This is a genomic window from Rubrivirga halophila, from assembly GCF_046845755.1.
GTDB lineage: Bacteria > Bacteroidota > Rhodothermia > Rhodothermales > Rubricoccaceae > Rubrivirga.
Genome location: NZ_CP177357.1, coordinates 482,208 through 506,431 on the forward strand (window position 1 = coordinate 482,208; position 24,224 = coordinate 506,431).

Annotated in this window: 24 protein-coding genes; 14 read left to right on the plus strand and 10 right to left on the minus strand. The window is 73.7% G+C overall.

Annotation, left to right across the window (positions count from 1 at the left end; genetic code table 11):
- Nucleotides 1-99: 99 nt before the first annotated feature.
- The 3 genes from ACLIRP_RS02050 to ACLIRP_RS02060 all read right to left on the minus strand — a co-directional run bounded on the left by ACLIRP_RS02050 (nt 100) and on the right by ACLIRP_RS02060 (nt 3,545).
- Nucleotides 100-918 (minus strand): hypothetical protein, encoded by an 819-nt coding sequence (locus tag ACLIRP_RS02050; protein WP_412062291.1) that lies wholly within the window; start codon nt 916-918, stop codon nt 100-102.
- A gap of 126 nt (nt 919-1,044) precedes the next feature.
- Entirely contained in the window at nt 1,045-3,171 is a 2,127-nt protein-coding gene (locus ACLIRP_RS02055) for a M56 family metallopeptidase (protein WP_412062292.1), read from the minus strand.
- Nucleotides 3,168-3,545, minus strand: a complete 378-nt coding sequence (locus ACLIRP_RS02060) for a BlaI/MecI/CopY family transcriptional regulator (protein WP_412062293.1) — start codon at nt 3,543-3,545, stop codon at nt 3,168-3,170. The genes ACLIRP_RS02055 and ACLIRP_RS02060 overlap by 4 nt, the downstream gene beginning before the upstream one ends.
- Before the next feature lie 515 nt (nt 3,546-4,060).
- Between ACLIRP_RS02060 and ACLIRP_RS02065 the strand changes: the two genes are divergently transcribed.
- Together ACLIRP_RS02065 and ACLIRP_RS02070 are read left to right on the plus strand one after the other, a co-directional pair.
- Nucleotides 4,061-5,350, plus strand: coding sequence for a vitamin K epoxide reductase family protein (locus tag ACLIRP_RS02065; protein WP_412062294.1), 1,290 nt, complete (start codon nt 4,061-4,063; stop codon nt 5,348-5,350).
- A gap of 3 nt (nt 5,351-5,353) precedes the next feature.
- Nucleotides 5,354-6,325: a mechanosensitive ion channel family protein gene (locus ACLIRP_RS02070; protein ID WP_412062295.1), complete on the plus strand. Its 972-nt coding sequence runs from the start codon at nt 5,354-5,356 to the stop codon at nt 6,323-6,325.
- Between the two features lie 7 nt (nt 6,326-6,332).
- Here ACLIRP_RS02070 and ACLIRP_RS02075 read toward each other — a convergent pair whose 3' ends face one another.
- A complete protein-coding gene (locus tag ACLIRP_RS02075; protein ID WP_412062296.1) occupies nt 6,333-6,989 on the minus strand; it encodes a 1-acyl-sn-glycerol-3-phosphate acyltransferase in 657 nt (218 codons plus the stop codon).
- 157 nt (nt 6,990-7,146) lie between these two features.
- Between ACLIRP_RS02075 and ribE the strand changes: the two genes are divergently transcribed.
- Complete coding sequence (ribE, locus tag ACLIRP_RS02080) at nt 7,147-7,614, plus strand: 6,7-dimethyl-8-ribityllumazine synthase (protein ID WP_412062297.1); 468 nt, start codon at nt 7,147-7,149, stop codon at nt 7,612-7,614.
- Between the two features lie 48 nt (nt 7,615-7,662).
- Entirely contained in the window at nt 7,663-9,957 is a 2,295-nt protein-coding gene (locus tag ACLIRP_RS02085; RefSeq protein ID WP_412062298.1) for a two-component regulator propeller domain-containing protein, read from the plus strand.
- A gap of 31 nt (nt 9,958-9,988) precedes the next feature.
- On the opposite strand, the gene ACLIRP_RS02090 is transcribed toward ACLIRP_RS02085, so the two are convergent.
- Nucleotides 9,989-11,092: a cytochrome-c peroxidase gene (locus ACLIRP_RS02090; RefSeq protein WP_412062299.1), complete on the minus strand. Its 1,104-nt coding sequence runs from the start codon at nt 11,090-11,092 to the stop codon at nt 9,989-9,991.
- Nucleotides 11,093-11,450: 358 nt separating this feature from the next.
- Here ACLIRP_RS02090 and ACLIRP_RS02095 point away from each other — a divergent pair, with 358 nt between their 5' ends.
- Nucleotides 11,451-12,020, plus strand: coding sequence for a hypothetical protein (locus tag ACLIRP_RS02095; protein ID WP_412062300.1), 570 nt, complete (start codon nt 11,451-11,453; stop codon nt 12,018-12,020).
- Between the two features lie 55 nt (nt 12,021-12,075).
- Here ACLIRP_RS02095 and ACLIRP_RS02100 read toward each other — a convergent pair whose 3' ends face one another.
- Both ACLIRP_RS02100 and ACLIRP_RS02105 read right to left on the minus strand, forming a co-directional pair.
- Nucleotides 12,076-13,707: a hypothetical protein gene (locus ACLIRP_RS02100; protein ID WP_412062301.1), complete on the minus strand. Its 1,632-nt coding sequence runs from the start codon at nt 13,705-13,707 to the stop codon at nt 12,076-12,078.
- Nucleotides 13,708-13,782: 75 nt separating this feature from the next.
- The gene (locus ACLIRP_RS02105; RefSeq protein ID WP_412062302.1) at nt 13,783-14,580 is read right to left on the minus strand and encodes a PspC domain-containing protein; all 798 of its coding nucleotides are present in this window, start codon (nt 14,578-14,580) and stop codon (nt 13,783-13,785) included.
- 134 nt (nt 14,581-14,714) lie between these two features.
- Here ACLIRP_RS02105 and ACLIRP_RS02110 point away from each other — a divergent pair, with 134 nt between their 5' ends.
- Nucleotides 14,715-15,233, plus strand: coding sequence for a hypothetical protein (locus tag ACLIRP_RS02110; protein WP_412062303.1), 519 nt, complete (start codon nt 14,715-14,717; stop codon nt 15,231-15,233).
- A 61-nt stretch (nt 15,234-15,294) separates the two neighbouring features.
- On the opposite strand, the gene ACLIRP_RS02115 is transcribed toward ACLIRP_RS02110, so the two are convergent.
- Nucleotides 15,295-15,873, minus strand: a complete 579-nt coding sequence (locus ACLIRP_RS02115; protein WP_412062304.1) for a 5-formyltetrahydrofolate cyclo-ligase — start codon at nt 15,871-15,873, stop codon at nt 15,295-15,297.
- Here ACLIRP_RS02115 and ACLIRP_RS02120 point away from each other — a divergent pair.
- On the plus strand, nt 15,872-16,231 hold the full coding sequence (locus ACLIRP_RS02120; RefSeq protein ID WP_412062305.1) for a carboxymuconolactone decarboxylase family protein: 360 nt from the start codon (nt 15,872-15,874) through the stop codon (nt 16,229-16,231). The two genes, ACLIRP_RS02115 and ACLIRP_RS02120, sit on opposite strands and share 2 nt — an antisense overlap.
- A 62-nt stretch (nt 16,232-16,293) precedes the next feature.
- Here ACLIRP_RS02120 and ACLIRP_RS02125 read toward each other — a convergent pair whose 3' ends face one another.
- Together ACLIRP_RS02125 and ACLIRP_RS02130 are read right to left on the minus strand one after the other, a co-directional pair.
- Nucleotides 16,294-17,547 (minus strand): hypothetical protein, encoded by a 1,254-nt coding sequence (locus ACLIRP_RS02125; protein ID WP_412062306.1) that lies wholly within the window; start codon nt 17,545-17,547, stop codon nt 16,294-16,296.
- Between the two features lie 26 nt (nt 17,548-17,573).
- Entirely contained in the window at nt 17,574-18,005 is a 432-nt protein-coding gene (locus ACLIRP_RS02130; protein ID WP_412062307.1) for a hypothetical protein, read from the minus strand.
- A 291-nt stretch (nt 18,006-18,296) separates the two neighbouring features.
- On the opposite strand from ACLIRP_RS02130, the gene ffh reads away from it, so the two are divergent.
- The 7 genes from ffh (at nt 18,297) to smpB (ending at nt 24,178) form a co-directional block, all read left to right on the plus strand.
- Nucleotides 18,297-19,649 carry a signal recognition particle protein gene (gene ffh, locus ACLIRP_RS02135; RefSeq protein ID WP_412062308.1) on the plus strand — a complete coding sequence of 451 codons (1,353 nt, stop codon included), beginning with the start codon at nt 18,297-18,299 and terminating at the stop codon, nt 19,647-19,649.
- 87 nt (nt 19,650-19,736) lie between these two features.
- The gene (rpsP, locus tag ACLIRP_RS02140; RefSeq protein WP_412062309.1) at nt 19,737-20,942 is read left to right on the plus strand and encodes a 30S ribosomal protein S16; all 1,206 of its coding nucleotides are present in this window, start codon (nt 19,737-19,739) and stop codon (nt 20,940-20,942) included.
- Between the two features lie 141 nt (nt 20,943-21,083).
- Nucleotides 21,084-21,629 carry a ribosome maturation factor RimM gene (gene rimM, locus ACLIRP_RS02145; RefSeq protein WP_412062310.1) on the plus strand — a complete coding sequence of 182 codons (546 nt, stop codon included), beginning with the start codon at nt 21,084-21,086 and terminating at the stop codon, nt 21,627-21,629.
- Nucleotides 21,630-21,713: 84 nt separating this feature from the next.
- A complete protein-coding gene (gene trmD, locus ACLIRP_RS02150) occupies nt 21,714-22,436 on the plus strand; it encodes a tRNA (guanosine(37)-N1)-methyltransferase TrmD (RefSeq protein ID WP_412062311.1) in 723 nt (240 codons plus the stop codon).
- A gap of 85 nt (nt 22,437-22,521) precedes the next feature.
- The gene (rplS, locus tag ACLIRP_RS02155; protein WP_412062312.1) at nt 22,522-22,875 is read left to right on the plus strand and encodes a 50S ribosomal protein L19; all 354 of its coding nucleotides are present in this window, start codon (nt 22,522-22,524) and stop codon (nt 22,873-22,875) included.
- An 86-nt stretch (nt 22,876-22,961) separates the two neighbouring features.
- Entirely contained in the window at nt 22,962-23,720 is a 759-nt protein-coding gene (locus tag ACLIRP_RS02160) for an MqnA/MqnD/SBP family protein (RefSeq protein ID WP_412062313.1), read from the plus strand.
- 2 nt (nt 23,721-23,722) lie between these two features.
- Nucleotides 23,723-24,178: an SsrA-binding protein SmpB gene (smpB, locus tag ACLIRP_RS02165; RefSeq protein WP_412062314.1), complete on the plus strand. Its 456-nt coding sequence runs from the start codon at nt 23,723-23,725 to the stop codon at nt 24,176-24,178.
- Nucleotides 24,179-24,224: the final 46 nt, after the last annotated feature.

Here is a 24,224-nt window from a genome sequence, read left to right on the forward strand (position 1 = left end):
GTTTGCGCGATCGGCACGGGGGGGCGGAGCGCCGGGCGGCACTCGCGAGCGGTCGATCCTGACGTGCCCCGGATCGGAGGGGCCTCGGGGGCGGGCGGCTCAGCCGCCGCGCCTCAGGTGCACCGGCCCGTTCTCGGCTCGGAGCACGAGGGCCGGGCCGCCGTCGCCGAGCAGAGTGTCGACCGCGTCGCCGGTCCACTCGCCGCGCTTGCGGTCGCGCTGGGGGGGCTCGAAGCCGGTGGTGTGGATGCGGCCCTGATGGGTCTCGGCCGAGAGGCGGGCCGAGTAGTCGTCGGGGAAGGCGAGGCGGATGGGGCCGTTGGTGGCCGTCACGTCCAGGCCCTGCCCGTCCCAGCGGTCACCGTCGAGCGTCACGTCGACGGGGCCGTTCGTGGCCGCCACCGCCACGTCGCCCGCGACGCCGGCGAGCCGGACGGGGCCGTTCGTGGCCGTCGCCCGCAAGCGCCCGCCCAGACCGTGGACGTCGAGCGGTCCGTTGAGCACCGTCGCCTCGAGGTCGGTGTCGGCCGGGGCGAAGACTTGGTAGCTCACCGACACCCAGCGGTCGCCGTCGTGCTCCGTCCGGGAGGCGTCGTCGCGGACGCGGCCGCCGTCAATCGTGATGCGCGTCTCGTCGACGAGACGCCCGGCCTCGGCCTGGGTCGGGGCCATCGCCAGCACCCGGCTCCGAACCAGGATGTCGCTCCGGTCCCAGCGCGACACAGTCAGGCTCCCGTTTGTGGCCGCGAGGTCGAGGGCCCGGGCGGCGATCACCTGCTCGCGGACTTCGCACGCGGTCTCGCGGTCGTCCGCCCAGCCCAGGGCGTCGTTGCACCAGTCGTCGGCGGGGAAGGCCGTGGCGGGCGGGGGGGGCGCCGTGCCGAGGGCGAGGAGCGAGGCGAAGACGAGAGCGAGCATACTCGGGAGGGGCAGGCGGCGGGCGGGAAGGGGGGGCATGATTCTAATTTTTTAACATTGATTGGGTGAGACCCTCCCTGTGAGGCAGGGAGCGGGGCCCTGGCGACGGGATCGTCGCCGGGGCCGCTAGACCGTGTCCGGGCAGCGCTCGCGGACGACGTGGACGGCCGGGGGGGCAGGCGGGGCCGGCGGCTCGGCGCGGACGGTCGGGACCACGCGCTTCGTCATCCGCACGGTTGGCGGGGTGCTCGGTCCGACCTGGGCGCGGAGGGTCGGCCGCGGCTCGGGGCGAGGCGCCGGCTTGACGTGGCTGCGATCGCGCGGGGCATCGCGACGGTCACGCTCGGCCTCGCGAGCCGCGTCGCGCGCGTCGTTGCGGCGCTCGCGCTCGGCCTCGCGGGCCTCTTTCTGCGCCTCGCGGAGGTCCTCCATCGACTCGCGAATGGACTCGCGGGCCTCCTCCATCGCCTCGCGCTGGGCCTCCGGCCAGTCGACGGCGTCGAAGGCCTGGCGCTGCGCGTCGCGGATCTCCTTCCAGTCGACCTCCTCCATGGCGCGCTGGGCCTCGCGGAGCGCCTGGTCCTGGCCACGGTGGATCTCGTCCCAGTCGACCTCGTCGAGGGCGCGCTGCGCGGCGCGCAGGCCTTCGCGCTGGGCCTCGCGGATGGCCTCCCAGTCGATCTCATCGAGGGCGCGCTGGGCCGCGCGCATGCCCTCGGCCTGGGCGATCTCGACCTCCGTCCAGTCGACCTCGTCGAGGGCGCGCCGGGCGTCGTCGAGGGCCTGGCGGCGGATCTCGTAGATCTCGTCGCGGGATAGGTCGGCGCGCGCGCGGTCGAGCTCGCGGCGGGCCCGGTCGACCTCGCGGCGGGCGCCGTCGAGGTCGGGGCGGTACCGGACGCGGACGGAGTCGGTGTCGGCGCGGACCGGGGCCGGCTCGAAGGCCGCGAGCGCGGGGGCGCCGACGGGGGCGATCTCGGCGACGGCGACGGTCTCGACGAGGGGCGTCGCCTCGAGAGCGCGGGCGACGGGCTGGATGGCCGCGAGCGGGACCAGCACGAGCGCGGCGAGGGCGATCGTCCCGATGCCGCCGATGCGGCCGAGCGCGCCTCGCTGGCGGTCGGCGTCGAGGATGGAGACGATGCGGCCTTCGAGCGGGCCGCGCCGCGCCATCGGGGCGAGGGCCGCCAGCGCGTGGGGCTCGCGCCGGAGCCCCCGGGCGACGGTCACCAGGTGCGCGGCGTAGTCGGACGGGCGGGCGCCGCCGGCGAGCACGGCGTCGTCGCAGGCCTGCTCGCGCTCGGCCAGGAAGTGGCGGTAGCCCCACCACGCGAGCGGGTTGAGCCAGTGCAGGGTGAGCGCCGCCTGGGCGAGCGCCTGCGTCCAAGCGTCGCGGCGGCGGAGGTGGGCCATCTCGTGGAGGAGGACGGCCTCGCGGCGGTCCTCCTCCCAGTCGTCGGCCGAGGCGGGCAGGACGACGGCCGGGGCGCCGTAGCCCCACGCGATCGGCACGTCGAGCGCGTCGGTGCGGAGCAGGCGGACCGGGCCCTCGATGCCGGACAGCCGGCGCGCGCGCTCGGCGAGCACGCCCCAGTCGGCGTCGGTCTCGGGGCGGGCGTCGCGGACGATCCGCCGCGCGGCCAGGTAGGCGGCCACCCACCCCAGGCCAACGACGAGCACGCCGAGCAGCCAGACGGCGCCGGCCCAGAACCCGGCGCGGCGGCCGGCGAGCGTCACCGACGGGGCGGGGCTCCGCGGGGCGAACGCGATCGCGGACGCGCCGACGCTCTCCATCTCGGCCTCGAAGGCGCTCATCTCGTGTTCGAAGGACGCCATCTCATGCTCGAACGCGGCCATCTCGGCCTCGACCTCGCCCTCATACGCGGCGACCTCCGCGTCGAACCGGGCGTCCGTCCCGTCAAACGCCAGCGCGGGGGCGGGCGGGGCGGCCGGCGGCATCGGCGGGTGGGGCGGCATCGGGGGCATCGGGGGCATCGGCGCGAGCGGCGCCATCGGGGCGACGGCGACGTGGGGCGCGAACGCGACCTGCTGAGGCTCGGCGGGCAGCACGCCCAGCGTCCAGTCCGGCCCGACGGCCTCCAGCACGGGCAGCAGGAGTAGGGCCCCGAAGGCCGCGGCCCAGACGCCGTGCCGGGCGCTGGCGGGGGCGCGGCGCAGCAGGCGCGCGGCGAGCATGGCGACGAGCAGGACCAGGAGGCCCTTGAGGGCGAGCGTCAGCAGGAGAGCGGTCATCGTCCTTGGGAGCGTGCACTCCGGATGAGGGAATCGAGACGGTCGAGGTCGTCGTCCGAGAGGTCGTCGGAGGCCTCGAGAAGCGCGGCGACGGCCCGCTCGGGCGCGCCGTCGAAGAACGTCGTCATCAGGTGGCGCAGGGCCGAGCGGCCGGCCGCGTCGCGCGCCTCGACGGGGAGGTAGACGTAGCGGGGGCCGTCCTGCTCGTGGCGCACGTGGCCCTTCTCCTCCAGGATGCGGAGGTGGGTGCGGACGGCGGAGTCGCTGGGGGGGTCGGCGAGCGCCTCACGGACGTCGGCGGCGCTCGCGCGGCCCAGGCGGTGGAGGACATCGAGCACCTGGCGCTCGCGACGGGACAGGGAGGGGACAGGCATGAGCGTGTGCTAAAAAGTTAGCGGAGTGTAGGGCGCACGCGGCATCAAGTCAAGCGGAGTGCCAATTTTTTAACAGTCGGGTCCCTCGGCTCGGGCTGGGCCCTCTTCGGACGCAGCGGCCGAAGGTTGCACCACCTGCGCGAGCCACCCGCCTGCGCGAGGCCGGACCCCCCGCCTGCCGGCCGCCCCCCTCATCCGAGGGGGGCTCCTTCGTTTCTGGCGCCACGTCCCTCCCAGACCTCCTACTTAGCTCGTGGAGTCCCACCTCCTCGAGAAAGGAGGGGGGCAACCCGAAGGGTCGGCGAAGCCAAGGGGTGGTCCCCTAGTTGGCGCAGGCCGGCCTGCTGGCGCAAGCCCGGTCGCCCTCCGTCTCCTGTCGAGAGCCACGTGGCCGCCCGCTCCTCGGTGGCGGGTTCCGTCCCGCGGCAATGGGAGGCGCGCCCCGCGCCGCCGTAGCTTCGTCCCGCAGACGGACGCGCCCGTCGCCCGCGTTTCCCGGACCTCCCGCCTCGACCATGGCCTTGCCCGCACAGACCTCCCTCCTCCGCAAGCTGCTCCTCGGCGTCGCCCTCTTGGGCATCGTCGTGGTGACTCACCTCGCGCTCCAGAAGGCGAACGGGTTCGCCGCCGGCTGCACCGGGCTCGGCGGCGTCGACTACTCGGCGGGCGCCGCCGTCACGGGCGAGGGCTCGGGCTGCGCGACCGTCACCGAGGGCGAGTACGCCGACTTTCTCGGCATCCCGAACGTGACGTTGGGCCTGCTGTTCTACGTCCTGATCGCCGGGCTCCGGCTGGCCTACATCGCCGTGCGCGACGACCGGCTGCGGCTGGCGTCGTTCGGCGTGGTCGGCGTGGGCGCCGCGTACACGGCCTACCTCGTCTACCTCCAGGCCGCCGTCATCGGCTCGTTCTGCGCGCTGTGCATGACCTCGGCCGCAATTGTCCTGACCCTCCTCGTCCTCCACGTGCTCGAGCACCGCCGCATGCCCTCCGACGCCCCCGCCCCCGCCGACGTCCCACGCCGCCGCCGGGCCACCGAGCCGACCGGCCTCGCCCTGTTCCGCCCGTACCTCCCCGTGCTGGGCGGCTTCGTGGTCCTGCTGCTGGGCGCGTTCGCCCTGGCCGCCCGCACCGCCCCCGACGACGGCCCGAGCTCCGCGCTGGCGTCCGCCTCCGGCGACACACCGACCGTCCCGACGCCCCGCATCCAGGACGTCACCGGCGAGTGCACGTACGACCCCGAGTACGATCCGATCGCGGACCTTTCCGCCTTCACGACGGGCCCGTACCTCGGCAGCGCCGACGCGCCGGTGACGGTCGTCAAGGTGTTCGACCCGAACTGCCCGCACTGCCGCGACCTGTCGGAGACGCTGGACGGCGTGATCGCGGAGAACGGCGAGGCTGCCAAGTTCTACTACGTGCCGTTCCCGCTGCGCCAGCAGTCGCTCGGCCAGGTCGTCGCGCTCAAGATGGCCCAGCAGGAGGGCAAGTTCTTCGACCTGATGCACGAGATGTTCGAGCGCCAGGACGCGACCTGGGGCATGACGCTGCCCGAGCTGGTGGCGACCGTCAACGCGGTCGGCATGGACGGCGCGGCGTTCGAGGCGGCGCTCAACGACGACGCCCAGCTCCAGGTCTACCTCACCGACATCCAGGCCCAGGCCGACGCCGTGACCGGCGCCTTCGCCCGGGAGGATGGCGGCATCTCCGTCCCCAAGCTGGCCGTCAACGGCCGGGTCGTTGCGTCGACGTTCGCGTCGTACAGCGAGCGCTGCCTCGGCCAGTTTATCGCCGAGGCCGAGTAGCCCGTGGCCCAGGCCACCGACGCCTTGGGCGACCGCGCAGGCGAGGCGCTCTCCGAGCTGACCGGGCTCGGGTCCGCGCTCACGACCGACCTGGTCTGGTCGGCCGTCCTGATCGTCGCCGTGTGGGCCGTCCGCCAGCTCGTCCTGCGGGGCATCCGCCAGCGGGCGCCCGACGATTCGCGCCGGATCTACCGCTGGCGCAAGGTCACGACCTACATCGCGACGGCCGTGCTGACGGTCGGGCTGTTCTCGATCTGGCTGTCGGAAGCCGGCGGGCTCGGGACCTTCCTGGGGCTGCTGACGGCGGGCGTGGCGATTGCGCTCAAGGACCCGCTCGTCGACCTCGCCGGCTGGGCGTTCGTCCTGTGGCGCCGCCCGTTCTCGACCGGCGACCGCGTCACGATCCGCCAGCACACCGGCGACGTGATCGACCAGCGCGTCTTCCAGTTCACGCTCCTGGAAGTCGGGACGCGGACGGGCGCGGGGCAGTCGACCGGCCGCATCATCCACGTCCCCAACGGCTGGGTGTTTTCGGACTCGGTCGTCAACCACACCGGCGCGTTCGCCTACGTGTGGCATGAGATCGCCGTCGTGGTCACGTTCGAGAGCGACTGGCGGGCGGCGAAGACGCTGCTCGAGGAAGTCGGCGAGGAGACGGCGGGGCACCTGTCCGACGACGCCGAGCGGACGCTGCGCCGGGCGGCCCGGGAGTACTTCATCTTCTACTCCAAGCTCACGCCGGTCGTGTACACGACGGTCGTGGGGGAGGGCGTCCAGCTCACGCTGCGCTACCTCGTCGAGCCCCGGCGCGTGCGCGGGAGCGAGCAGGACGTGTGGGAGGCGATCTTGGACCGGCTCGCGGTCCGCGACGACATCGACCTCGCGTACCCGACCTCGCGGCTCTTCCGCAACGACCTCGAGGGCAAGCCCGGCACCGGTGGCCCGGCGCCCGGAGACGCGGAAGGGGAGTCCTGAGCCGGACTCAGGCCGTCACCGCCCGGCCCGCCGTCGGCGCCGTCGCGCGGTCGGGGTGCCGCCCTTCGACGCCCGCCAGCAGGCCGTCGATGGCCGCCAGGTCGGCGTCGAGGTCGCCCGAGGGCACGAGCGTCCCGCAGATGCGGATCTCGCGGCGGCCCCAGTCGAGGCCGACCACGGCGATGGGGACGTCGGCCTCGACGGCGATCCGGTGGAAGCCGGACTTCCAGCGCGGGACCGCGCTCCGGGTGCCCTCGGGCGTGAGCGCCACGATCGCCGGCTCGGGCCCCCGCAGGCGCTCGACGCCCTGCGCGACGAGCCCACCCGGGGCTGCGCGGTCGACGGGCACGCCGCCGAACGCGCGCAACGCCCACCCGAGGGGGCCCCAGAACAGCTGGCGCTTGGCGAAGACGGCGAACGACAGGTCGCACCACGCGGCGGCCGCCAGCCCCACGAGCCCGTCCCAGTTCGACGTGTGGGGCGCGCCGACGAGCACCATCCGGGGCACGTCCGCGAAGCCGCCCGCGTAGCGCCAGCCCATCGCGGTGAACACCCACCGCCCGAGCGCGCGGAGCCAGCGCGGGTGGCCCCGGCGGGGCACAGCCGGTGGCAGGTCCGGCAGCAGAGCGGCCGTCGGCAGGGGCTGGGCGGTCGACGTGGGCATCTCGAAAACTAGGGGCGCGCGAGGTGGCGCGGCAGCGGCGGCGCACCGGGTCGGGCTCGCGGCCGGCGCACGCCGGCCGGCTCGTCCGGCGGGGCGCTCCGAGTTGCCCGGGCACCGCCCCAGCCGTCGTTACCTTGCGGCCGACCGACCGCTCCCCATGTCCACGACGTTCGAAGGCTCCCTCGTCTCGCCCCCCGACGCGCGCTACGCGATCGTGGCGGGCCGCTTCAACGAGGCCATCACCCGGCGGTTGCTCGAGGGCGCCGTCGAGGCGCTCGGCCGCCACGGCGCCGACCCCGACGCCGTCGACGTGGCGTGGTGCCCCGGCGCCTTCGAGATCCCGTTCGTCGCCCGCACGATGGCGGCCTCCGGGACGTACGACGCCGTGATCTGCCTGGGCGCCGTCATCCGCGGCGCCACGGCCCACTTCGACTACGTGGCCGGCGGGGCCGCGAATGGGTGCCTGCAGGCCGCCCTCGACACCGGCGTCCCCGTCTTGTTCGGCGTGCTCACCGTCGACTCGATCGAGCAGGCGTGGGAGCGGGCCGGGACGAAGGCCGGCAACAAGGGCGCCGAAGCCGCCGCCGGCGCCGTCGAGATGGTCAACCTCGCCCGCCAGCTCTAGCCCCCCGACGCCCCCGACGACCGGTACGCGCACTTTCTCTGCACCCCCATGCGGACGCTCCTCGCGCTCCTCGTCGCCGTCGTTCTCGCGCTCCCCGCCGCCGCCCAGGCGCCGGGCTGGCAAGCCTACCCCGCCTACAACGAGGTCACCGCGCTGACCGCGACGCCCGACGGGCTGTGGGCGGCGACGGCCGGCGGCCTCTTTTTCTACGACGTCGGCACGGGCGAGCTGGCGACCGTCACCTCGGCGGGCGACCTCCGCGGCGGGCCCATCGGCGCGCTGACGTACGACGCCGGCCGCGACGTGGTCTGGATCGGCTACCAAGACGGCGTGCTCGAGCGGCTCGACGCCCAGACGTTCGAGGTCACGGCGTTCTTCGACGTGCAGCGGGCCGACCAGTACGCCTCGCGCGGGATCCGCCGCGTCGTCGTGGCCGGCGAGCGCCTGTACCTGGCGACCGACTTCGGCGTCGTCGTGTTCGACGGCGACGCCGGGCGGACGGTCGAGGCCTACGCCCGGATCGGCGACCTCGAGGCCGGCACGCCGGTCAACGACGTGCTCGCGGCGCCGCTTGCGGACGGCTCGGACGGGCTCTACGTCGCCACGGCCGGCGGCGCGTACGCGGCCCGGCTCGGCGGCGTGCTCCAGGCGCCCGGCGCGTGGGCCCGGCTCGGCCTCGACGGCGGGGCCTTCAGCCTGGCCCTGGTCGACGGCGACCTCTACGTCGGGGGCGGGCCCGACGGCGCCCGCGACCTCTACCGCCGGACCGCGAGCGGCTTCGAGCGCCGGCTGTTCACCAACAACCCGATCGTCGATCTCGTGCCGGGCGACGGCGTGCTCTACGCGCTCGCGCCGGGCTTCGTGTACGCCCTCCCGCCCTCCGGTCCGTCGTCGTTCTACCGCGTCGCCGGCGCGAGCTCGCTGTCCGGGCTGGCGCTCGGGCCCGACGGCGCGCCCTGGGCCGCCGACGCTGCCGTCGGGCTGTTCCGGCTGACGCCGACGCCCGCGCCCGGGGAGAACAACGTGACGCCCGAGACGGTCGCCCCCCCCGGCCCGCTCTCGACGGCCATCACCGACCTGGACATCGGCGAGGACGGCGTGCTGTGGCTCGTCACCGAGCGGCTGGCGTCGGCGGGGTACGCGTCGGTCAGCCGGTTCGAAGACGGGACGTGGACCTCGTACCGCACGGACGACGGGTCGCTCGACATCGTCCGCTCGTCGCTGCTGTCGGCCGCCGTGGCGCCGGACGGCGCCTTTTTCGCGGGCTCGGGCGGCGGCGGCCTGAGCGTGTTCCGAGACGGCACCCCGACGACGTACACCGAGGCCAACTCGTCGCTCGAGGCCGCCCTCGGCGCACCCGGCTTCGTCGTCGTCCGCGACGTGGCCTTCGACGACGACGACCGGGCCTGGGTGCTCAACTCGTCCGGCGTCCCGCTCCACGTCTTCGCCGACGGCGAGTGGACCGGGCTGCAGTACCCGCCTGGCATCCCGGCGACGGCCGAGCCGTTCCGCGTCGCCATCGACGAGTTCGGCCAGAAGTGGATCGCGCTCGGCGGCAACGGGCTCGGCGCCTGGGACACCGGCGCCGACCCGCGCTCGGGTGCCGACGACCGCGCCGTCCGCTACTCCGGCGTCACCGGCGGCGGCACCGGCCTCCCCGACGCCGACGTCCGCGACGTCGTCGTGGACCGCCAGGGCCGGGTCTGGATCGGGACCGCGCGGGGCATCGCGTTCGTGTTCTCGCCCGGCTCCGCCTTCGCCGCCGACCCCGCGCTCGCGACGCCCCAGTGGCCCGTCATCGCCGACGGGCGGGACTACCTGCTGCGCGACGTCGAGGTGTTCGACCTCGAAGTCGACCCGGCGGGTCAGCTCTGGGTCGGGACCTCCAGCGGGGCCTACCTCCTCAACGCGGCCGGCGACGAGCTCGTGCGGACGGTCAACGCCGAGAACAGCCCGCTCCCGAGCGATCCCGTCTATCGGATCGCCGTGGACCCGTCGACCGGCCGCGTGTTCTTCGTCACCGACGAGGGCCTGTTCAGCGCGCCCGGCGACGCGACGCGGCCCGTCGTCGGGTCGAGCGCGCTCGTCACCGCGCCGTCGCCGTTCCGCCCGGCGACGGCGGCGGAGGGCGTGGTCGTGAGCGGGCTGCCCTCGGCCGTCTCCCGGGTCCGCGTGGCGACCGTCGCCGGTGACGTCGTGTTCGCCGGCGAGGTCCGGGGCGGCTCGTTCCGCTGGGACGGCCGCGACGCGTCGGGCCAGCTCGTCCCGTCGGGCGTCTACCTCGTCGCCGCGGCCGGCTCGGACGGGTCGACGACGGTCGGCAAGATCGCGGTGATCCGCTAATGCTGGCGCCCCGGCTCGCGTCCGCGCCCGCTTAGTCGGCCGTCGGCCGGGCGGCGAACGGGTCCGACCACCGCGGGTCGGTCGTCAGCGTGGTGTCGGTGAGCGTGTGGAGGAAGGCCACGAGTGCGGCCCGGTCCTCGGCGCTGAAGCCCAGGCGCTGCGGGCGGCCGCGGTGGCCGCGCAGGCGGAGGTCGAGAAACTGGCTGGGCTGGACGCCGGAGTCGTAGTGGTCGACGACGTCGTCGAGCGTGGCGAACCGGCCGTCGTGCATGTAGGGCGCCGTCAGCGCGATGTTGCGGAGCGTCACGACGCGGAAGCGGCCCCGCCCGGCGCCTCGGTCGGTCACGACCGAGTCGAGCCCGTTGCTGAGGATCGCGCCGCCCACGAACAGGTCGTTCGTGTGGCACTGTTCGCAGCGGCCGGGCCCGAAGAACAGCTCGAGCCCGCGGTTCTCCTGATCGGTGAGGCCGGCGAGCGGCTGGCCAAAGCGGGCGTCCGGGGCGCCGCGCGCGGCGTCGTACCGCGTGTTGGTGGCCACGATCGAGCGGACGAACTGGGACAGCGCCCGGGCCACGCGGTCGCTCGTGACCTCGGGCGTGCCGAAGGCGTCGGCGAACAGGCCGGGGTAGAAGTCGGTCGCCTCCAGCCGGGTCGTCAGATCGTCGAGCGTCAGCCCCATCTCGACGGGGTCCTGGATCGGCTGCAGGACGAGGTCCTCCAGCGTCCGCACCCGGGCGTCCCAGAAAAAGCGGCGGGCCCGGTCGTAGCGCGCGAGGGCGAGGGCCATCGAGTGCCGAGCGGTCGGCACGCCCTCGAACCCCGTGCTCCGGGGGCGGGGGTCCGAGAACCCGTGCTCCTGGCGGTGGCACGAGGCGCACGAGACGGCGCCGTTCTGGGACAGCCGGACGTCGTAGAAGAGGACGCGCCCCAGCGTCGCGCCGGCGTCGGTGACCGGGTTGTCGTCCGGTGTGGTGTCCCAGTCCCGGACCTCCTCCGGCATGAGGTAGTCCGGGAGGGCGACGCTCTCGTAGTCGTAGGGCGTCTCGGGCAGGACCGGCGTCCCGCCGATGCGGGCGGCGTAGGCGGCTCCGAGGAGGAGCGTGCCGAGGGCAGCGAGCGACACGGACCGGATCATGTCGGGGAGCGGTGTGGGGAGAACGTCTGCCTAAGATGGGCCGAAACGGCGCGAGGTGGGAGGGAGCGCCGCGCGGGCAGGGCGGACGGGAGGTCTGGAGGGCGGCGGGGACGCCTACGGACGCAGGCGCCCTGGGATGCGTCGGCGGCCATGGGGCCCCGGCGTTACCAACGGTCGGAAGGGGGGCGACGGCCTCGAGGTCGCCGGGGGCGTCTTGATGCGCAGGTGGCGCCGCGCCGTCGGGGGATTCCCCACAACCCGCTAGGCGGGGTGAATCCGCCCGAACCGGGCCGGCCTCGCGGAACGCTGGCGGACGCGTTCGGTGGAAGGCCCTCCCCTCTCCCATCCCCCTCTTCCCATGGATCGCACCACCATCCTGAACAACTACGTCACCGACATGGCGGCCGTCGAGACGCACATCCTCGAGGCCGTCGAGCGCCAGCTCGAGTCGGACGACACCGCTCGGTACCCCGCCGCGCACCGGTCGCTGTCGTCGCTCCGGAGCAAGCTCCAGAGCCACGTCCGCGAGCTCGAGGCGTACAACGAGCGCTCCGAGGGCGGCGGCGTCAAGGAGGCCCTCAAGGAGGCCGCGTTCGGCGCCCTCGGCGTCGCCGCCGGGTTCTACGACCAGCTCCGTCAGACCGACAAGGTCTCGCGCATGGTCCGCGACACGTACACGGCGACCGGGCTGGCCGCCATCAGCTACCACATGCTGTACACGACGGCGCTGGCCCTTAAAGCCGACGACCTGGCCGCGCTCGCGATCGGCAACCTGCGCGACCTGACGGCCGCCATCGGCGAGCTGTCCGAGGTCGTCTGCACGGTCGTCGCGGCCGAGCTGACCGACGAGGACAAGACGATCGACCCGACGGTCGGGCCGAAGGCCATCGAGGCGACCCAGGCGGCGTGGGCGCCCGCCGGCGCGTAGCGCTCCCGAGCCGCCCTCCGAGCGGGGCCGTCGCAGTCTGCGGCGGCCCCGTTTTTTATTCCCCCAGCCCGAGCGCGGCGATCTCCCAGCGCAGGCCGACGGTGAGCGCCGCGTTGCGTGTCGGCCCGCGCTCGGCGTCGTCGAGCGTGCGGAGCGTGGCCGCGAGGTCGACCGCGAGCCGGGGCAGGAGCTCGCGGCTGAGCACGGCCTGCACATCCCAGGCCGTCTGGCGGACGCCCACGAACGTCGGGGCGACGTCGTCGCGGCGCGTGATGTACGAGACGCGCGGGTCGGCGCCGACGTAGACGCCCTCGGGGTCGCGGCCCCGGCGCGTCCGGGCGACCGACAGCGAGGCCGTCGTGCGCACGTCGGGGCGGTAGCGGAGCGCGAGCGTGGCGCGGTCGGCGTTCGGGCCGGCGTCGTGGCCCAGCACGTCGTTGTAGTGGACGTAGGCGCTCGACTCGGTCCGGTGGCCCCACAGGTAGGGCCGCATCCGGGCGTACTCGGCCCGGGCTTCCAGCCCGGCCAGCCCGAGGTCGACGGTGTGGACGCCCGCCAGCAGGCCCCACTTGTTGGTGTGGACGTCGTCGAAGAAGCCGGCGGCGCGGAACTCGTCGAGGAGCACTTGGAGGTAGCTCCGCACGCCCCGGCCGCGCACCGAAATCCCCGCGCCCAGCAACGCGTTGTCGCCCGAGCCGAGCTCGCTCTCGACGGGCCGGAAGAAGATGACGGGGTTGAGGTAGCCCAGCTCCAGCCCGCGCCGGTTGCCGCGGAGCGTGTCGTCGTGGAAGACGACGGCCTCGAAGGCGTCGAGCTGGACGCGGCCGAAGGCGACCGAGAAGCGGTGGAACGCCGCGTACTTGGACGGCAGCACGGTGTCGTTGCCGCGCGGGTCACGGTCGGGCGTCGTCAGCCGCGCCACGGCCATCGTGTAGCGGACGGGCCCGGCGGCGGCGGCGATCCGGAGGTGGTCGTAGGCGGCCGAGTGGGCCGACAGGAAGAGCGTCCCGATCCCGGCGCCCCAGTCGTTGCGGTCGCGGGCCAGCCGCACGTCGACGAAGCGGTCGCGGTAGCCGACGGCGCCCGTCGCCTCGAGGTAGTCGTAGCCGTCGTCGCCGAGCCCTTTGACGAAGCCCAGGCCTGGCGCCGTCGCCCGGATCGAGTCGCGGGCGAAGACGAGCGGGACGCGCTGGTTCTCGGTCGCCCGGGTCTCGAAGTAGAGGCGGCCGAGGTGGCCGGCGGCACGCGCGCCCCGGGTGTTGCGGTACGCGAGCCCGTCGCCGGCGGTGCGCGCGGCGGGCCCGGCCGCCAGCGCCAGGACGGGCGCCGCTTCGAAGGCGTACCCGTCTCCGCTGACGCGCGCCACCGAAATGCCGTCGCGGTAGGCCCCCAGCGGGGCCGGGCGCCCGAACAGGGTAGCCGGCGTGTCGGAGCGGTAGCGCTCGACCAGCTCGCGGTCGGCGCGGGAGAGGGCGCTGAGGTCGTCCGCCGCGAGCGAGTCGACGAACGCGCGCGCCTCGCCGGCCGCGAGGGGGCGCGCGTCGCCGGCGCCCTGGGGGAGCCGCCCCGCCGTGGCCTGCCGCCGCACGAGATCGGAGAGCGGGCTCCCGGTCTCGAGCACGCCCTCACGCTGGGCGAGCGCGGACGTAGGCAGGAGGAGGAGGGCGACGGCGAGGGCGCGGAGCATCGGGCGTGGAGGGCGGCCCGCAAGCTACCCGCCGCTCCCGTCGCCGATGGGCCGCCGCGGCCCGCGAGCGCCGGGTCAGTCGCCCGTCACCAGCACGACCGGGTCGTCGTCGTCGCCGCCGGTCTCGTCGTTGTTGAGGATCATCGACAGGATGATGTACGGGATGATGGCGCCGCCCTGGCTGAAGATGGCCGCCAGCACCCAACCGATCCGGACGACCGTCGGCTCGAGCCCGAAGTAGTTGGCCATGCCGGCCGCCACGCCGGAGATCTTCCGGTTTTTGCGGTCCTTCATCAGCTTGGTGCGGCCCTCTCGCCGGGCCTTGGCGCGGCGGCGGCGGGCCTCGTCGGCGGCGCGGCTGGCGGCGTTCCCGGCGCCCCGGAGGGCCTTCTCGGCCTGCGCGAAGGCGCGCGAGGCCTGGCGCCCGGCGTTGTCCGCGCGCGCGCTCCGGCCGACCGTCTTGCGCTCGGTCGTCCGCTGCCGGCGCTGCTGCTTGCGGCGGCGCGCGGCGCGGGCGCGGGCCTTGCGGGTGCGCCGGGCGGCGGGGCTCCACGACAGCACCCCGAAGCCGGTCAGCATGATCAGCACGGCCGCGAAGATGGGGAGCACGGCCGCCAGCTGGCCCAGCACGGCGCTCCCGATCCGCAGCAGCCCCATCAGTTGGAGGCTGTACAAGGCGCCGATCCCGATCAGGCCCATCCCCGAGGCGGTCTGGAGGTTCCAGAACCCGGCCTCCTTCTCCTCGTGCGCCTCCTCTTCGAGCTCCTGCTCGGCCATGAACGCCACGATGTCGTCGTCCGAGACGACGCCGAAGTCGTCGTCGTAGACCTCCTCTTCGGACTCGGAGGACCGGCGGCGGGAACGGGTGGCCATGGCGGTGCAAGCGGTGGGCGGCAATCTACGGGGCCGCGCCCGCTGGGGATGCACCCGGGTCCGGCCTGCCATTCGCAACGCTCACTCTAATCTTATCCCCGGTCGTCCCCCCGCTCACGTTCCCTCCCGATCTCATGAACGCATCGACCCCTCGCGCCGCCTGGCTCGGCGTTGCCGTCGTCGCCCTCCTGCTCGCCGGTTGCGACGCGGCCTCGCCCGAGGCCGCCTCCGCCGACGCCCGCGCCTCGGGCGCCAAGGCCACCGGCAGCGGCCACTTTGTCGACACCCGCGTCGGCCTCCCCGAAGGCGACCAGTACCGCACCTTCTCGTTCAACGCTCAGGAGGCCCGGAACGGCGCTCGTGGGCGCTGGAACCTCAACGCACGCAGCTTCCCGGTCCGTTTGCGCGGCGACGTTACGTGCATCAGCGTCGACGGAAACCAGGCGTGGTTCGCCGGGCCCACGACGGGCTCCGATGACCCAGCCCAGGTCGGGGTCATCCGCGGCTTCCACGTGGTCGACAACGGCGAGGGCAACGGCCCGCCCGACCAGATCTCGTTCGCCGTCGCCCCGGGCGACGCGCAGCTCTGGTGCGACCTCATGCTCGACTCCGCGATCAACGAGGTCGAGAACGGCAACGTGCAGGTGCACTGAGGCCCGCCTCGGTTAGCACGGCGCCCCGCCGGCCCTCGGGTGGGCGGGGCGTTTTCGCGGGCTACGGCCTGGTTCGGATGGTCTCTGATTCCGTTAGTATGAGCTGTAGCCGGGCGTCGTGCGGTGCGGTCGGCAGCGCGTCCACCAGGGCCGCAGCCGGGACCACGCCGACCCGGAGCGCCGCCGTCTCGGCCAGGAACCGGTCGTAGTAGCCGCCGCCGTAGCCGAGGCGGCTCCCGTCGCGCCCCGCCGCCAGGCCCGGCACCAGGACGACATCGATCTCGCCCGGCGCAACCGCTCGCGCGTCCGCGGCGGGCGCCATCGTCCCGAAGGCCCCGGCCACCAGGCGGTCGGCCCCCTCGAACCGGCGGTGCACCAGCGACCGCCCCGTCACGACCGGGAGCGCGACCGTCCGGCCCTCGGCCGCCAGCGCCGACGCCAGTGCGCGGAGGTCGACCTCGCCGGGGAGCGGCCAGAACAGGTGGACGACGCGCGCGGCCTCGATGTCGGGCAGCGCCCGGGCCCGTGCCACGATCGCCGCCGAGACGGCGGCCGCCTGCGCAGACGGCGTGGAGGCGCGGAGCGCCCGGAACCGCTCGCGCGCCGCCGCTTTCTCCGCCGCCACGCCCGCCCTAGACATGTCCGAGACCCGCCTCGACCGCTTCGACGCCTACCGCGCCCGGATGAACGCCCGCATCCTGGACGAGGGCAGCCACCTCGGCGTCAAGCGCTTTTTTAACCTCGACACCGCCGCGTATCGCGACGGCGCGCTCGACGGCCGCACCAAGGAACTGCTGGGCCTGGTTGCCAGTGCCGTCTTGCGCTGCAACGACTGCATCGACTACCACATCGAGCAGTGCGCCGAGGCGGGGTACTCCGACGACGAGATGATGGACGCGATGAACGTGGCTCTCGTCGTCGGCGGCAGCATCGTCATCCCGCACCTCCGCCACGCCGTCGAGACGATGGACTTGCTGCGCGAGAGGGATGGGGGATAGGGCATGGAGGGATGGGCGGAGGGGCCCCGCATCCCTCTCGCATTCCGCATCCCGTATGCCTCTCACAGCTCCAGGTCCTGCCACGCCACGAGCGCCGGGAAGAGCGGCAGCAGGTAGCGCTGGCTCGTGACGAGGTAGGGCATCCCGCCGCCGCCCGTGCCCGAGCCGTCGTCGACGTGGCGGCGCACCGTCCGGCGGTGGACCGTCAGGAAGCTTCCATCGGAGGAGGCGTGCAGGGCGTCGTCCGTGGCCACGACGCGCTCCAGAATGTGGGCGAGGGCCGACTTCGGGGCTCGCGCCTGGAGGTAATAGGCGCCCGCTCGCGCCGCCGCCATCCCGTCGCGCCGTGCGTTCTCCGCGCTCGCGGCCGCCTCCAGGTCGGAGCGGAACGCCTCGACGGCCGCCGGCTCGGTCCCGCTCGCGCCCGCCGCCAGCCCCAGCGTCGCGCGGAACCGACTGACGGCCCGGTCCACGTCCTCAGCGTGGATGCGGCGGACCGACGGGGGAGGGGGGAGGTCTTCGCCCAGGTGGGGCAGCGACGCCAGCAGTTCGTGCGCGGCGGCGTCCAAGCGAGCGGCCCCGCTGGCGGGTGAGCCGGGTGGGGGGGAGGCCGCCTCGGCCCCGCCCCGGAGCACGACGGGGTCCGCCAGCGCCACGTGCCCGCACGGCGACCCGGTGTAGTGGCGGCTGAACGTGTCGCCGGGGAAGACGCGCAGGTCGAGGAGCGGCCCCTTCCCGAGCGCCCGCTGGATCAGCCGCAGGTGCGCCGCCTGGAAGCCCGACGACGGGACGAGGTGCTCGCGGAAGAGGGCGAACTCCAAGCGCGAGAACAGCACGTCGTCCTCGCCGTTGCGGCCCATCAGCTCCATGATCGGGGGGAGCAGCCGCCGCGCGGCGTGCCGGAGGCGGTTCGAGGCGGTGATCGCCGGGCGCCACACGGCCGCCGCCCGGCTCTCGGCGTCGTCGATCTCACCCTCCGCGAGGGCCAGCGCGACGCGGGCCGCCTCGGGCATCGCGCGGACGCGGTCGAGCGTCGCCGCCACGACCGCGAGGTCGAACGTCATCTGCTTAAAGACCACCTCGCACAGCTGGTGCACGATCACGAACGCCCGCTCGTCGGGCACCGACGACGCCGGGGTCCCGGCCGCCAGCAGGTCCCCGAGGCCGAGGTAGCCCGCGTAGTCCAGCCCCAGCCGCCCGTCCGGGCCAGGGGGGTTGACGAGCGGCGTGCCGTCGTCGTCGCGCAGGCGGTTCGCGTCTGGATCGGCGCGGGTGTCGGGGTCGAGGGCGAAGGCCCACCAGGGATCGGTCGTCATGCCGAAGGGTACGGCGGGCGCGACCGCTACAACCCGCCGACGGTCACGCGGGCGATCTCGCAGACGGCCCCGCACTGGACGCCGTTGGGGTACTGCGGCTCGTAGTCCGCCACGCCCGAGCCACGGGCCACGACAGCGCCGTCGCGCTGGACCTCGACGCGCAACGCGCCCCGCACCGGCTCCAGCGTCACCATCAGAACGCCGTCCTCGATCCAGACGCCCCGGCACTCGTCGCCGGTGTCGGTCGGGGCCGACGCCAGCGTAAACGAGCACGTCCGGGTCACGTCGCCCGACGCGCGGACGACGTAGCGGCCGTCGGGGGGCGGGCCGGGAGTGGCGACCCGGACGATGAGCGCGTCGGAGCAGCCGATCAGCGTGCACGCGACGGGGTCGCGCGTCGTGTCGCAACCGGCGACGAGCGGGAGAGCGACGAGGGCGGCGAGCAGGAGGGGTCGCATGGCCGAGAGGGAAGGGGGACGCAAGCTTGCAGCCGGCCGGCACCGCGCGCGACCCCATTCGGCGTCCCCGCCACGCGCCTCTCCGCGAGCCCGTCGCATATCCGCCAGCCCTTCACCGGCTCGCCCAGGCCGGCTCCCTACTTTTGTCATCGCCTCGTCCCGGACACCCCGGGCAGGGCTACGGCCGCACCGGTGGACGCTTCGGCACCCCGCGACCCCGCCCCGCCCGCGCGGCCCGCCAGAACCTCTGGCGCTCGCTGCGACCCCCACCGTCCCCCAGGCCCCCTCCGAATGTTCGAAACGCTGTCCGACAAGCTTGATGTCGCCCTGAAGTCCGTCAAGGGCGAGGGCCGGATCAACGACCTCAACATCGCCGAGACGATGCGCGAGGTCCGCCGCGCGCTCCTCGACGCCGACGTCAACTACCAGGTCGCCAAGGACTTCACCAACAAGGTGAAGGCGCACGTCACCGACGAGAAGGTGCTGCAGGCCGTCAACCCGGGCCAGCAGTTCGTCAAGCACGTCTACGACGAGCTCGTGTACCTGCTCGGCGACGTCCACGTCGACCTCAACCAAGCCAAGAAGCCGCCGACGGTGATCCTGGTGGCCGGCCTCCAGGGCGCGGGCAAGACCACGTTCGTCGGCAAGCTGGCGCTGTTCCTCAAGAGCAAGGGCCGCAGCCCGATGGTCGCCGCCGCGGACGTGTACCGCCCGGCCGCCGTCGACCAGCTCGAGACACTCGCCGGCCAGGTCGGCGTCCCGGTCTTCTCGATCCGCGGCGCCGACGGCGTGCCCGTCCAGGACGCCGTCGACGTGGCCCGCAAGGCCGTCGCTGAGGCGCGCCGGATGGGCCGCGACACGATCATCATCGACACCGCCGGCCGCCTGCACGTCGACGAGGCCATGATGGACGAGGTCGTCGCCATCAAGGCCGCGACCGAGCCCGACGAGATCCTGTTCGTCGTCGACGCGATGACGGGCCAGGACGCCGTCAACACGGCCAAGGCCTTCAACGACCGGCTCGACATCGACGGCGTCGTGCTCACCAAGCTCGACGGCGACACACGCGGCGGGGCCGCCCTGTCGATCCGCTCGGTCGTCGAGAAGCCGATCAAGTTCGCCGGCACGGGCGAGAAGCTCGACGCGCTGACGGAGTTCTACCCCGACCGGATGGCCCAGCGCATCCTGGGCATGGGCGACGTGGTCTCGTTCGTCGAGAAGGCCCAGGAGCAGTTCGACGTCGAGGAGGCCGAGAAGCTGCAGCGCAAGTTCCGGACCCAGGACTTCGACCTCCAGGACTTCTACGACCAGCTCCAGAAGATCAAGAACATGGGGTCGCTCAAGGACCTCCTGGGCATGATCCCCGGCGTCGGCAAGGCCATCAAGCAGATCGACGTCGACGACGACGCCTTCAAGCACATCGAGGCGCTCATCCAGTCGATGACGCCGTTCGAGCGGGCCAACCCCGACCAGATGAACGGCTCGCGCCGCCGCCGGATCGCCAAGGGCGCCGGCCTCGAGGTGCAGGACGTCAACGCGCTCCTCAAGCAGTTCCGCGAGATGAAGAAGATGATGAAGACGATGTCCAAGCTCCAGGGCAAGGGCCGCTCCGTCGACGCCTCCCAACTCCTGACCGGGCGCTAGCGCCCGCAGGGTTCGGGGCCGGAGGGCAGCGTTTGCCTGCTCCGGCGCCCCGAACCGATCCCCTCGACTCACCCAACCCCACCCCGAATGTCCGTCAAGCTCCGATTCCGCCGCATGGGCCGCAAGCAGCTGCCCGTCTACGGCCTGGTCGCCACCGACAGCCGCTCGCCCCGCGACGGCAAGTTTATCGAAGACCTCGGCCGCTACGAGCCGATCTCCGAGCCCGCCCAGGTCAAGTTCAACGCCGAGCGCATCCTGTACTGGCTCGGCCAGGGCGCCCAGCCGTCGCACACCGTCCGCAACCTGCTCCAGAAGGAGGGCATCCTGATGCGCTGGTCGCTCCAGAAGGCCGGGAAGTCGGCCGAGGAGATCGAGACGGCCGTCGAGGAGTTCAAGGCGCGCCGCGCCGAGAAGGCCGCCTCGACCGGCAAGAAGACGCGCGCCGAGCGCCGGGCCGAGGCGCTCGCCGCCGAGAAGGCCGCCGCCAAGGAGAAGGCCGCCGAGCTCGCCAAGGCCCGTGCCGAGCGCGAGGCCGAGCTCCAGGCCCAGCGCGAGGCCGCCGAGGCCGAGGAGCGCGCCGCCGCCGAGGCCGCGCGGGCCGAGAACGCCGCCGCCGCCGCCGATTCGGAGGCGCTCACGGAGGCCGCCGACGCCGACGCCCCGGCCGCCGAGACGACGACCGAGGAGGCCGTCGCCGAGGCCGCGCCCGACGAGACGCACGACGCCGCTGAGGAAGCCGTCGCCGAGGCCACGCCCGAGACGGTCGCCGAGGCCGCCCCGGACGCCGCCGAGGAGCAGCCCGCCGTGACCGAGGACACGACCGAGGCCGTCGCCGACGCCTCGGCCGCCGCGTTCGCCGAGCAGACCGAGGCCGGCGCCGAGCAGGAGGACGCCGTCGAGGCCGAGCCCGCGACGGTCGCGCCCGACGCCACGGAGGGCACGTCCGGCGAGGAGCCGGCCGGCTCCGCCCCGCCCGAGCCCGAGACGGTCGCCAACGCCGAGGCCGCCGCTGAGGAGGCCCCCGCCGACGCCCCGGCCGGCGACGCCGGCGCCGCCGACGACCTCACGGCGCTCTCGGGCATCGGCCCGAAGTACTCCGGCATCCTGACCGACGCCGGCGTCACGACGTACGCCGCCCTCGCCGACCTGTCCGACGAGCGGCTCCAGGAGATCTTCTCCGAGGCCGGCTCCTCGACCGGCGGCAACGAGGAGGCGTGGCGCGAGCAGGCCCGCCTGCTGGCCGCCGGCGACACCGACGGGCACGCCGCCTACGTCGAGTCGCTCAAGGCGTAGCGCACGCGCAGGATCGACGGGCGGGGCTGGCGCGTGCTGGCCCCGCCCGTTTTCTGTTCTCGGCCGTCCGCGATCGGCCGCCAGCGCCCGCCCCGGGCGTGGCCGCCGGTCCCCGACGACCGATCACCGACCCCTGTCCCCATGGATCCCGACCGTTTGCTCCTGATGGGCCGCGTCGGCCGCCCCCACGGCGTCCGCGGCGAGCTCAAAGCCGTCCCCGAGACCGACACGCCCGAGCGGTTCGCCGACCTCGAGCGCCTGTTTGTCGGCCCCGTCGAGCGCGCCCGCGAGATGGCGCTCGACGGCGTCCGCTTCCAGTACCCCAAGGGCCGCACCGTCCCCCTGCTCGCGTTCGCCGACGTCGACTCGATCGAGGCGGCCGAGGAGCTCCGCGGCGCGATGCTGTGGGCCGACATCGACGACCTCCCCGCGCTCGAAGAGGGCGAGGCGTACCTGCACGACCTGGTCGGGCTGGCGGTCTTCCTCGTGGATGAGGCCGGCGCCGAAGCCGACGAGCCGTTCGGCACCGTCGCCGATGTCTACGAGGGCGCCCAGCTGCTCTTCGCCATCGACCGCCCGGGCGCCGCGCAGGTGCTCTTGCCCGACGTGCCCGAGTTCGTCTTGCGCCTCGACCTCGCCGCCCGCCGCCTCTTCGTCCGCCCCCCGGAGGGGCTGATCGAGGAGTAAGAGGGATCGAGGCGTGGGGGATGGAGGCATGGGCTGATCCATGACCCGCATCCCTCCCTCCCGCAGCCCGCATCCCACTCCCCAATGATCCGCTTCGACCTCGTCACCTCGCTGCCCGGCCTCGTCCAGAGCCCGCTGCAGCACTCGATCCTCCAGCGGGCGCAGGACAAGGGGCTCGTCGAGGTGGCCGTCCACGACTTGCGCGACTGGGCGCCCGGCAAGCACCGCCAGATCGACGACATCCCGTACGGCGGGATGGGCGGGATGGTGCTCAAGCCCGAGCCGCTCTTCGCCTGCATCGAGGCGCTCCAGGCCGAGCACGGGCCCTACGACGAGGTCATCTTTTTGACCCCCGACGGCGAGACGCTGACCCAGCCGATGGCCAACCAGCTCTCGCTGACGGGCAAGCTGCTGCTCATCGCGGGGCACTACAAAAACGTCGACCAGCGCGTCCGCGACACGCTCGTCACGCGTGAGATCTCGGTCGGCGACTACGTGCTCTCCGGCGGCGAGCTCCCGGCCCTCGTGCTCATCGACGCGATCGCCCGGCTCGTCCCCGGCGTGCTCGGCGACGCGGGCTCGGCGCTCAGCGACTCGTTCCAGGACGGCCTGCTCGACGCGCCCAGCTACACGCGGCCCGCCGACTTCCGGGGGCTCGAAGTCCCGCCCGTCCTGCGCTCAGGCGACCACAACGCGATCCTGGCGTGGCGCGAGGCGCAGCGCCTGGAACGCACGCGCGAGCGCCGCCCCGACTTGCTGAACGGCCCAGCCGACGACGCGCTCGGGGCGGGCGAAGAATCGCTGTAGACCGTTCCGCGGCCGCCCCCCGGCCGATCCCCTCTCTACCTTTCGTGTTCGCGCCGACGGCGCACTCACCCCAGCCGATTCAGCCATGGCGACCGACCTCATGGGCCTCGTGGAGGCCACCCAGCTCCGCGACGACATCCCCACCTTCGACTCGGGCGACACCGTCCGCGTGCACGTCCGCGTGATCGAGGGCGACAAGGAGCGCGTCCAGCTCTTCGAGGGCGTCGTGATCTCGATCCAGAACGGCGGCACCGCCGAGAGCTTCACCGTGCGCAAGATCTCGAACGGCGTCGGCGTCGAGCGGATCTTCCCGTTCGCCAGCCCCCGCGTCGCCAAGGTCGAGGTCGTCCGCTACGGCCGCGTCCGCCGCGCCAAGCTGTACTACCTCCGCGGGCTCCGCGGCAAGGCCGCCCGGATTACCGAGCGCCGCCGCAGCTAACGGAGGGATCCGGCATGGAGGGAGTGAGGGATGTGGGGCGACTCCCGCATCCCTTTCCCACTCCGCATCCCCCATCCCTCTCCCCGATGCGTCTCGCCGTCTGGCCTGTCCCGCCCGCCCGCGCGCTCGCGTCGGCCCTGGCCGACCTGGTCACCGAGACCGTCGAGATCGAGCCGCACGAGGCGCGCGCGGCGCTCGAGGAGGGCGGCGTCGACCTCGCGCTCGTCCCGACGCTCGACGTGCTCCGCGCCCCGACCGGGCTCGCGTGCGTGCCGGGCGTCGTCCTCGCCGGCGAGCGGAGCCCCCGCCGCCACTTGGTCGTCGGCTCGGCGCTCGACGCCATCGAGACGATCGCGTTCGACCCCCGCGACACCCAGGAGGCGCTGCTGACCCAGCTCGTCCTGCGCGAGCACTACGGCAGCGCCGCCACGTTCGCGCTGTCCGACCCCGAGGCGCCCGTCACCGACGCGCTCGCGACCTCGTCGGCCGCGCTCGTCGGCTACCGCGACCCGGTCCCCGAGGGCGCCTTCGCGCTCGACATCGGGCAGGAGTGGACCGACTTGACGCTGCGCCCCTACCCCTGGGGCCTGCTGACGGCGCTGGCGGGCACGCTCGACACGGTCGCCGCGATGCGCATCCGGGGCGCCATCCGCGAGGCGGGCCCGGCGGGTCTCGACCACGACGGCGTGCTGGCGTACCAGCTCACGCTCGACGGCTACGCCAACGACGGGCTCGACCAGATCGCGGAGTACCTGTTCGCGACCGGGACGCTGAGCGACATCCCGGCCGTCCCGTTCTTGACGGTCCCCGAGGCGGGCGAGACCGACGACGAGGAGGACGAGTAGCGATGGCTGAGGGACGCAAGACCATCGCCACGAACCGCCGGGCCGGGTTCGACTACGAGATCCTCGACCGCTTCGAGGCGGGCATCGTGCTGACGGGCTCCGAGGTCAAGTCGCTCCGCCAGGGCTCGGCCCAGATCGCCGAGTCGTTCGTCAAGCTCACGCGCCAGGGCGCCGACATCGTCAACCTGACGATCCCGCCGTACGAGATGGGCGGGCACTTCAACCACGAGCCGCGCCAGACGCGCCGCCTTCTGCTGCACAAGGCCGAGATCGACAAGCTTCGCAAGGGGACCGAGCAGAAGGGGATGACCATCATCCCGACGAAGATCTACTTCAAGGGCGGCCGGGCAAAGGTCGAGATCGCCCTCGGCAAGGGCAAGAAGACCGTCGACAAGCGGAATACGATCGCCGAGCGCGAGTCGAAGCGTCGGCTCGACCGCGTGATGAAGGAGCGGTAGGGGAGGTCGAGACGCGGACGCCCGTCGCCCGCTGGCGGACGCTCCC

Bases quoted from the DNA above. Each gene is read 5' to 3' on its own strand.
- ACLIRP_RS02050 (WP_412062291.1), bottom strand. From the start codon at position 918: ATGCTCGCTCTCGTCTTCGCCTCGCTCCTCGCCCTCGGCACGGCGCCC.
- ACLIRP_RS02055 (WP_412062292.1), bottom strand. From the start codon at position 3,171: ATGACCGCTCTCCTGCTGACGCTCGCCCTCAAGGGCCTCCTGGTCCTG.
- ACLIRP_RS02060 (WP_412062293.1), bottom strand. From the start codon at position 3,545: ATGCCTGTCCCCTCCCTGTCCCGTCGCGAGCGCCAGGTGCTCGATGTC.
- ACLIRP_RS02065 (WP_412062294.1), top strand. From the start codon at position 4,061: ATGGCCTTGCCCGCACAGACCTCCCTCCTCCGCAAGCTGCTCCTCGGC.
- ACLIRP_RS02075 (WP_412062296.1), bottom strand. From the start codon at position 6,989: ATGCCCACGTCGACCGCCCAGCCCCTGCCGACGGCCGCTCTGCTGCCG.
- ribE (WP_412062297.1), top strand. From the start codon at position 7,147: ATGTCCACGACGTTCGAAGGCTCCCTCGTCTCGCCCCCCGACGCGCGC.
- ACLIRP_RS02085 (WP_412062298.1), top strand. From the start codon at position 7,663: ATGCGGACGCTCCTCGCGCTCCTCGTCGCCGTCGTTCTCGCGCTCCCC.
- ACLIRP_RS02090 (WP_412062299.1), bottom strand. From the start codon at position 11,092: ATGATCCGGTCCGTGTCGCTCGCTGCCCTCGGCACGCTCCTCCTCGGA.
- ACLIRP_RS02095 (WP_412062300.1), top strand. From the start codon at position 11,451: ATGGATCGCACCACCATCCTGAACAACTACGTCACCGACATGGCGGCC.
- ACLIRP_RS02100 (WP_412062301.1), bottom strand. From the start codon at position 13,707: ATGCTCCGCGCCCTCGCCGTCGCCCTCCTCCTCCTGCCTACGTCCGCG.
- ACLIRP_RS02105 (WP_412062302.1), bottom strand. From the start codon at position 14,580: ATGGCCACCCGTTCCCGCCGCCGGTCCTCCGAGTCCGAAGAGGAGGTC.
- ACLIRP_RS02110 (WP_412062303.1), top strand. From the start codon at position 14,715: ATGAACGCATCGACCCCTCGCGCCGCCTGGCTCGGCGTTGCCGTCGTC.
- ACLIRP_RS02120 (WP_412062305.1), top strand. From the start codon at position 15,872: ATGTCCGAGACCCGCCTCGACCGCTTCGACGCCTACCGCGCCCGGATG.
- ACLIRP_RS02115 (WP_412062304.1), bottom strand. From the start codon at position 15,873: ATGTCTAGGGCGGGCGTGGCGGCGGAGAAAGCGGCGGCGCGCGAGCGG.
- ACLIRP_RS02125 (WP_412062306.1), bottom strand. From the start codon at position 17,547: ATGACGACCGATCCCTGGTGGGCCTTCGCCCTCGACCCCGACACCCGC.
- ACLIRP_RS02130 (WP_412062307.1), bottom strand. From the start codon at position 18,005: ATGCGACCCCTCCTGCTCGCCGCCCTCGTCGCTCTCCCGCTCGTCGCC.
- ffh (WP_412062308.1), top strand. From the start codon at position 18,297: ATGTTCGAAACGCTGTCCGACAAGCTTGATGTCGCCCTGAAGTCCGTC.
- rpsP (WP_412062309.1), top strand. From the start codon at position 19,737: ATGTCCGTCAAGCTCCGATTCCGCCGCATGGGCCGCAAGCAGCTGCCC.
- rimM (WP_412062310.1), top strand. From the start codon at position 21,084: ATGGATCCCGACCGTTTGCTCCTGATGGGCCGCGTCGGCCGCCCCCAC.
- trmD (WP_412062311.1), top strand. From the start codon at position 21,714: ATGATCCGCTTCGACCTCGTCACCTCGCTGCCCGGCCTCGTCCAGAGC.
- rplS (WP_412062312.1), top strand. From the start codon at position 22,522: ATGGCGACCGACCTCATGGGCCTCGTGGAGGCCACCCAGCTCCGCGAC.
- ACLIRP_RS02160 (WP_412062313.1), top strand. From the start codon at position 22,962: ATGCGTCTCGCCGTCTGGCCTGTCCCGCCCGCCCGCGCGCTCGCGTCG.
- smpB (WP_412062314.1), top strand. From the start codon at position 23,723: ATGGCTGAGGGACGCAAGACCATCGCCACGAACCGCCGGGCCGGGTTC.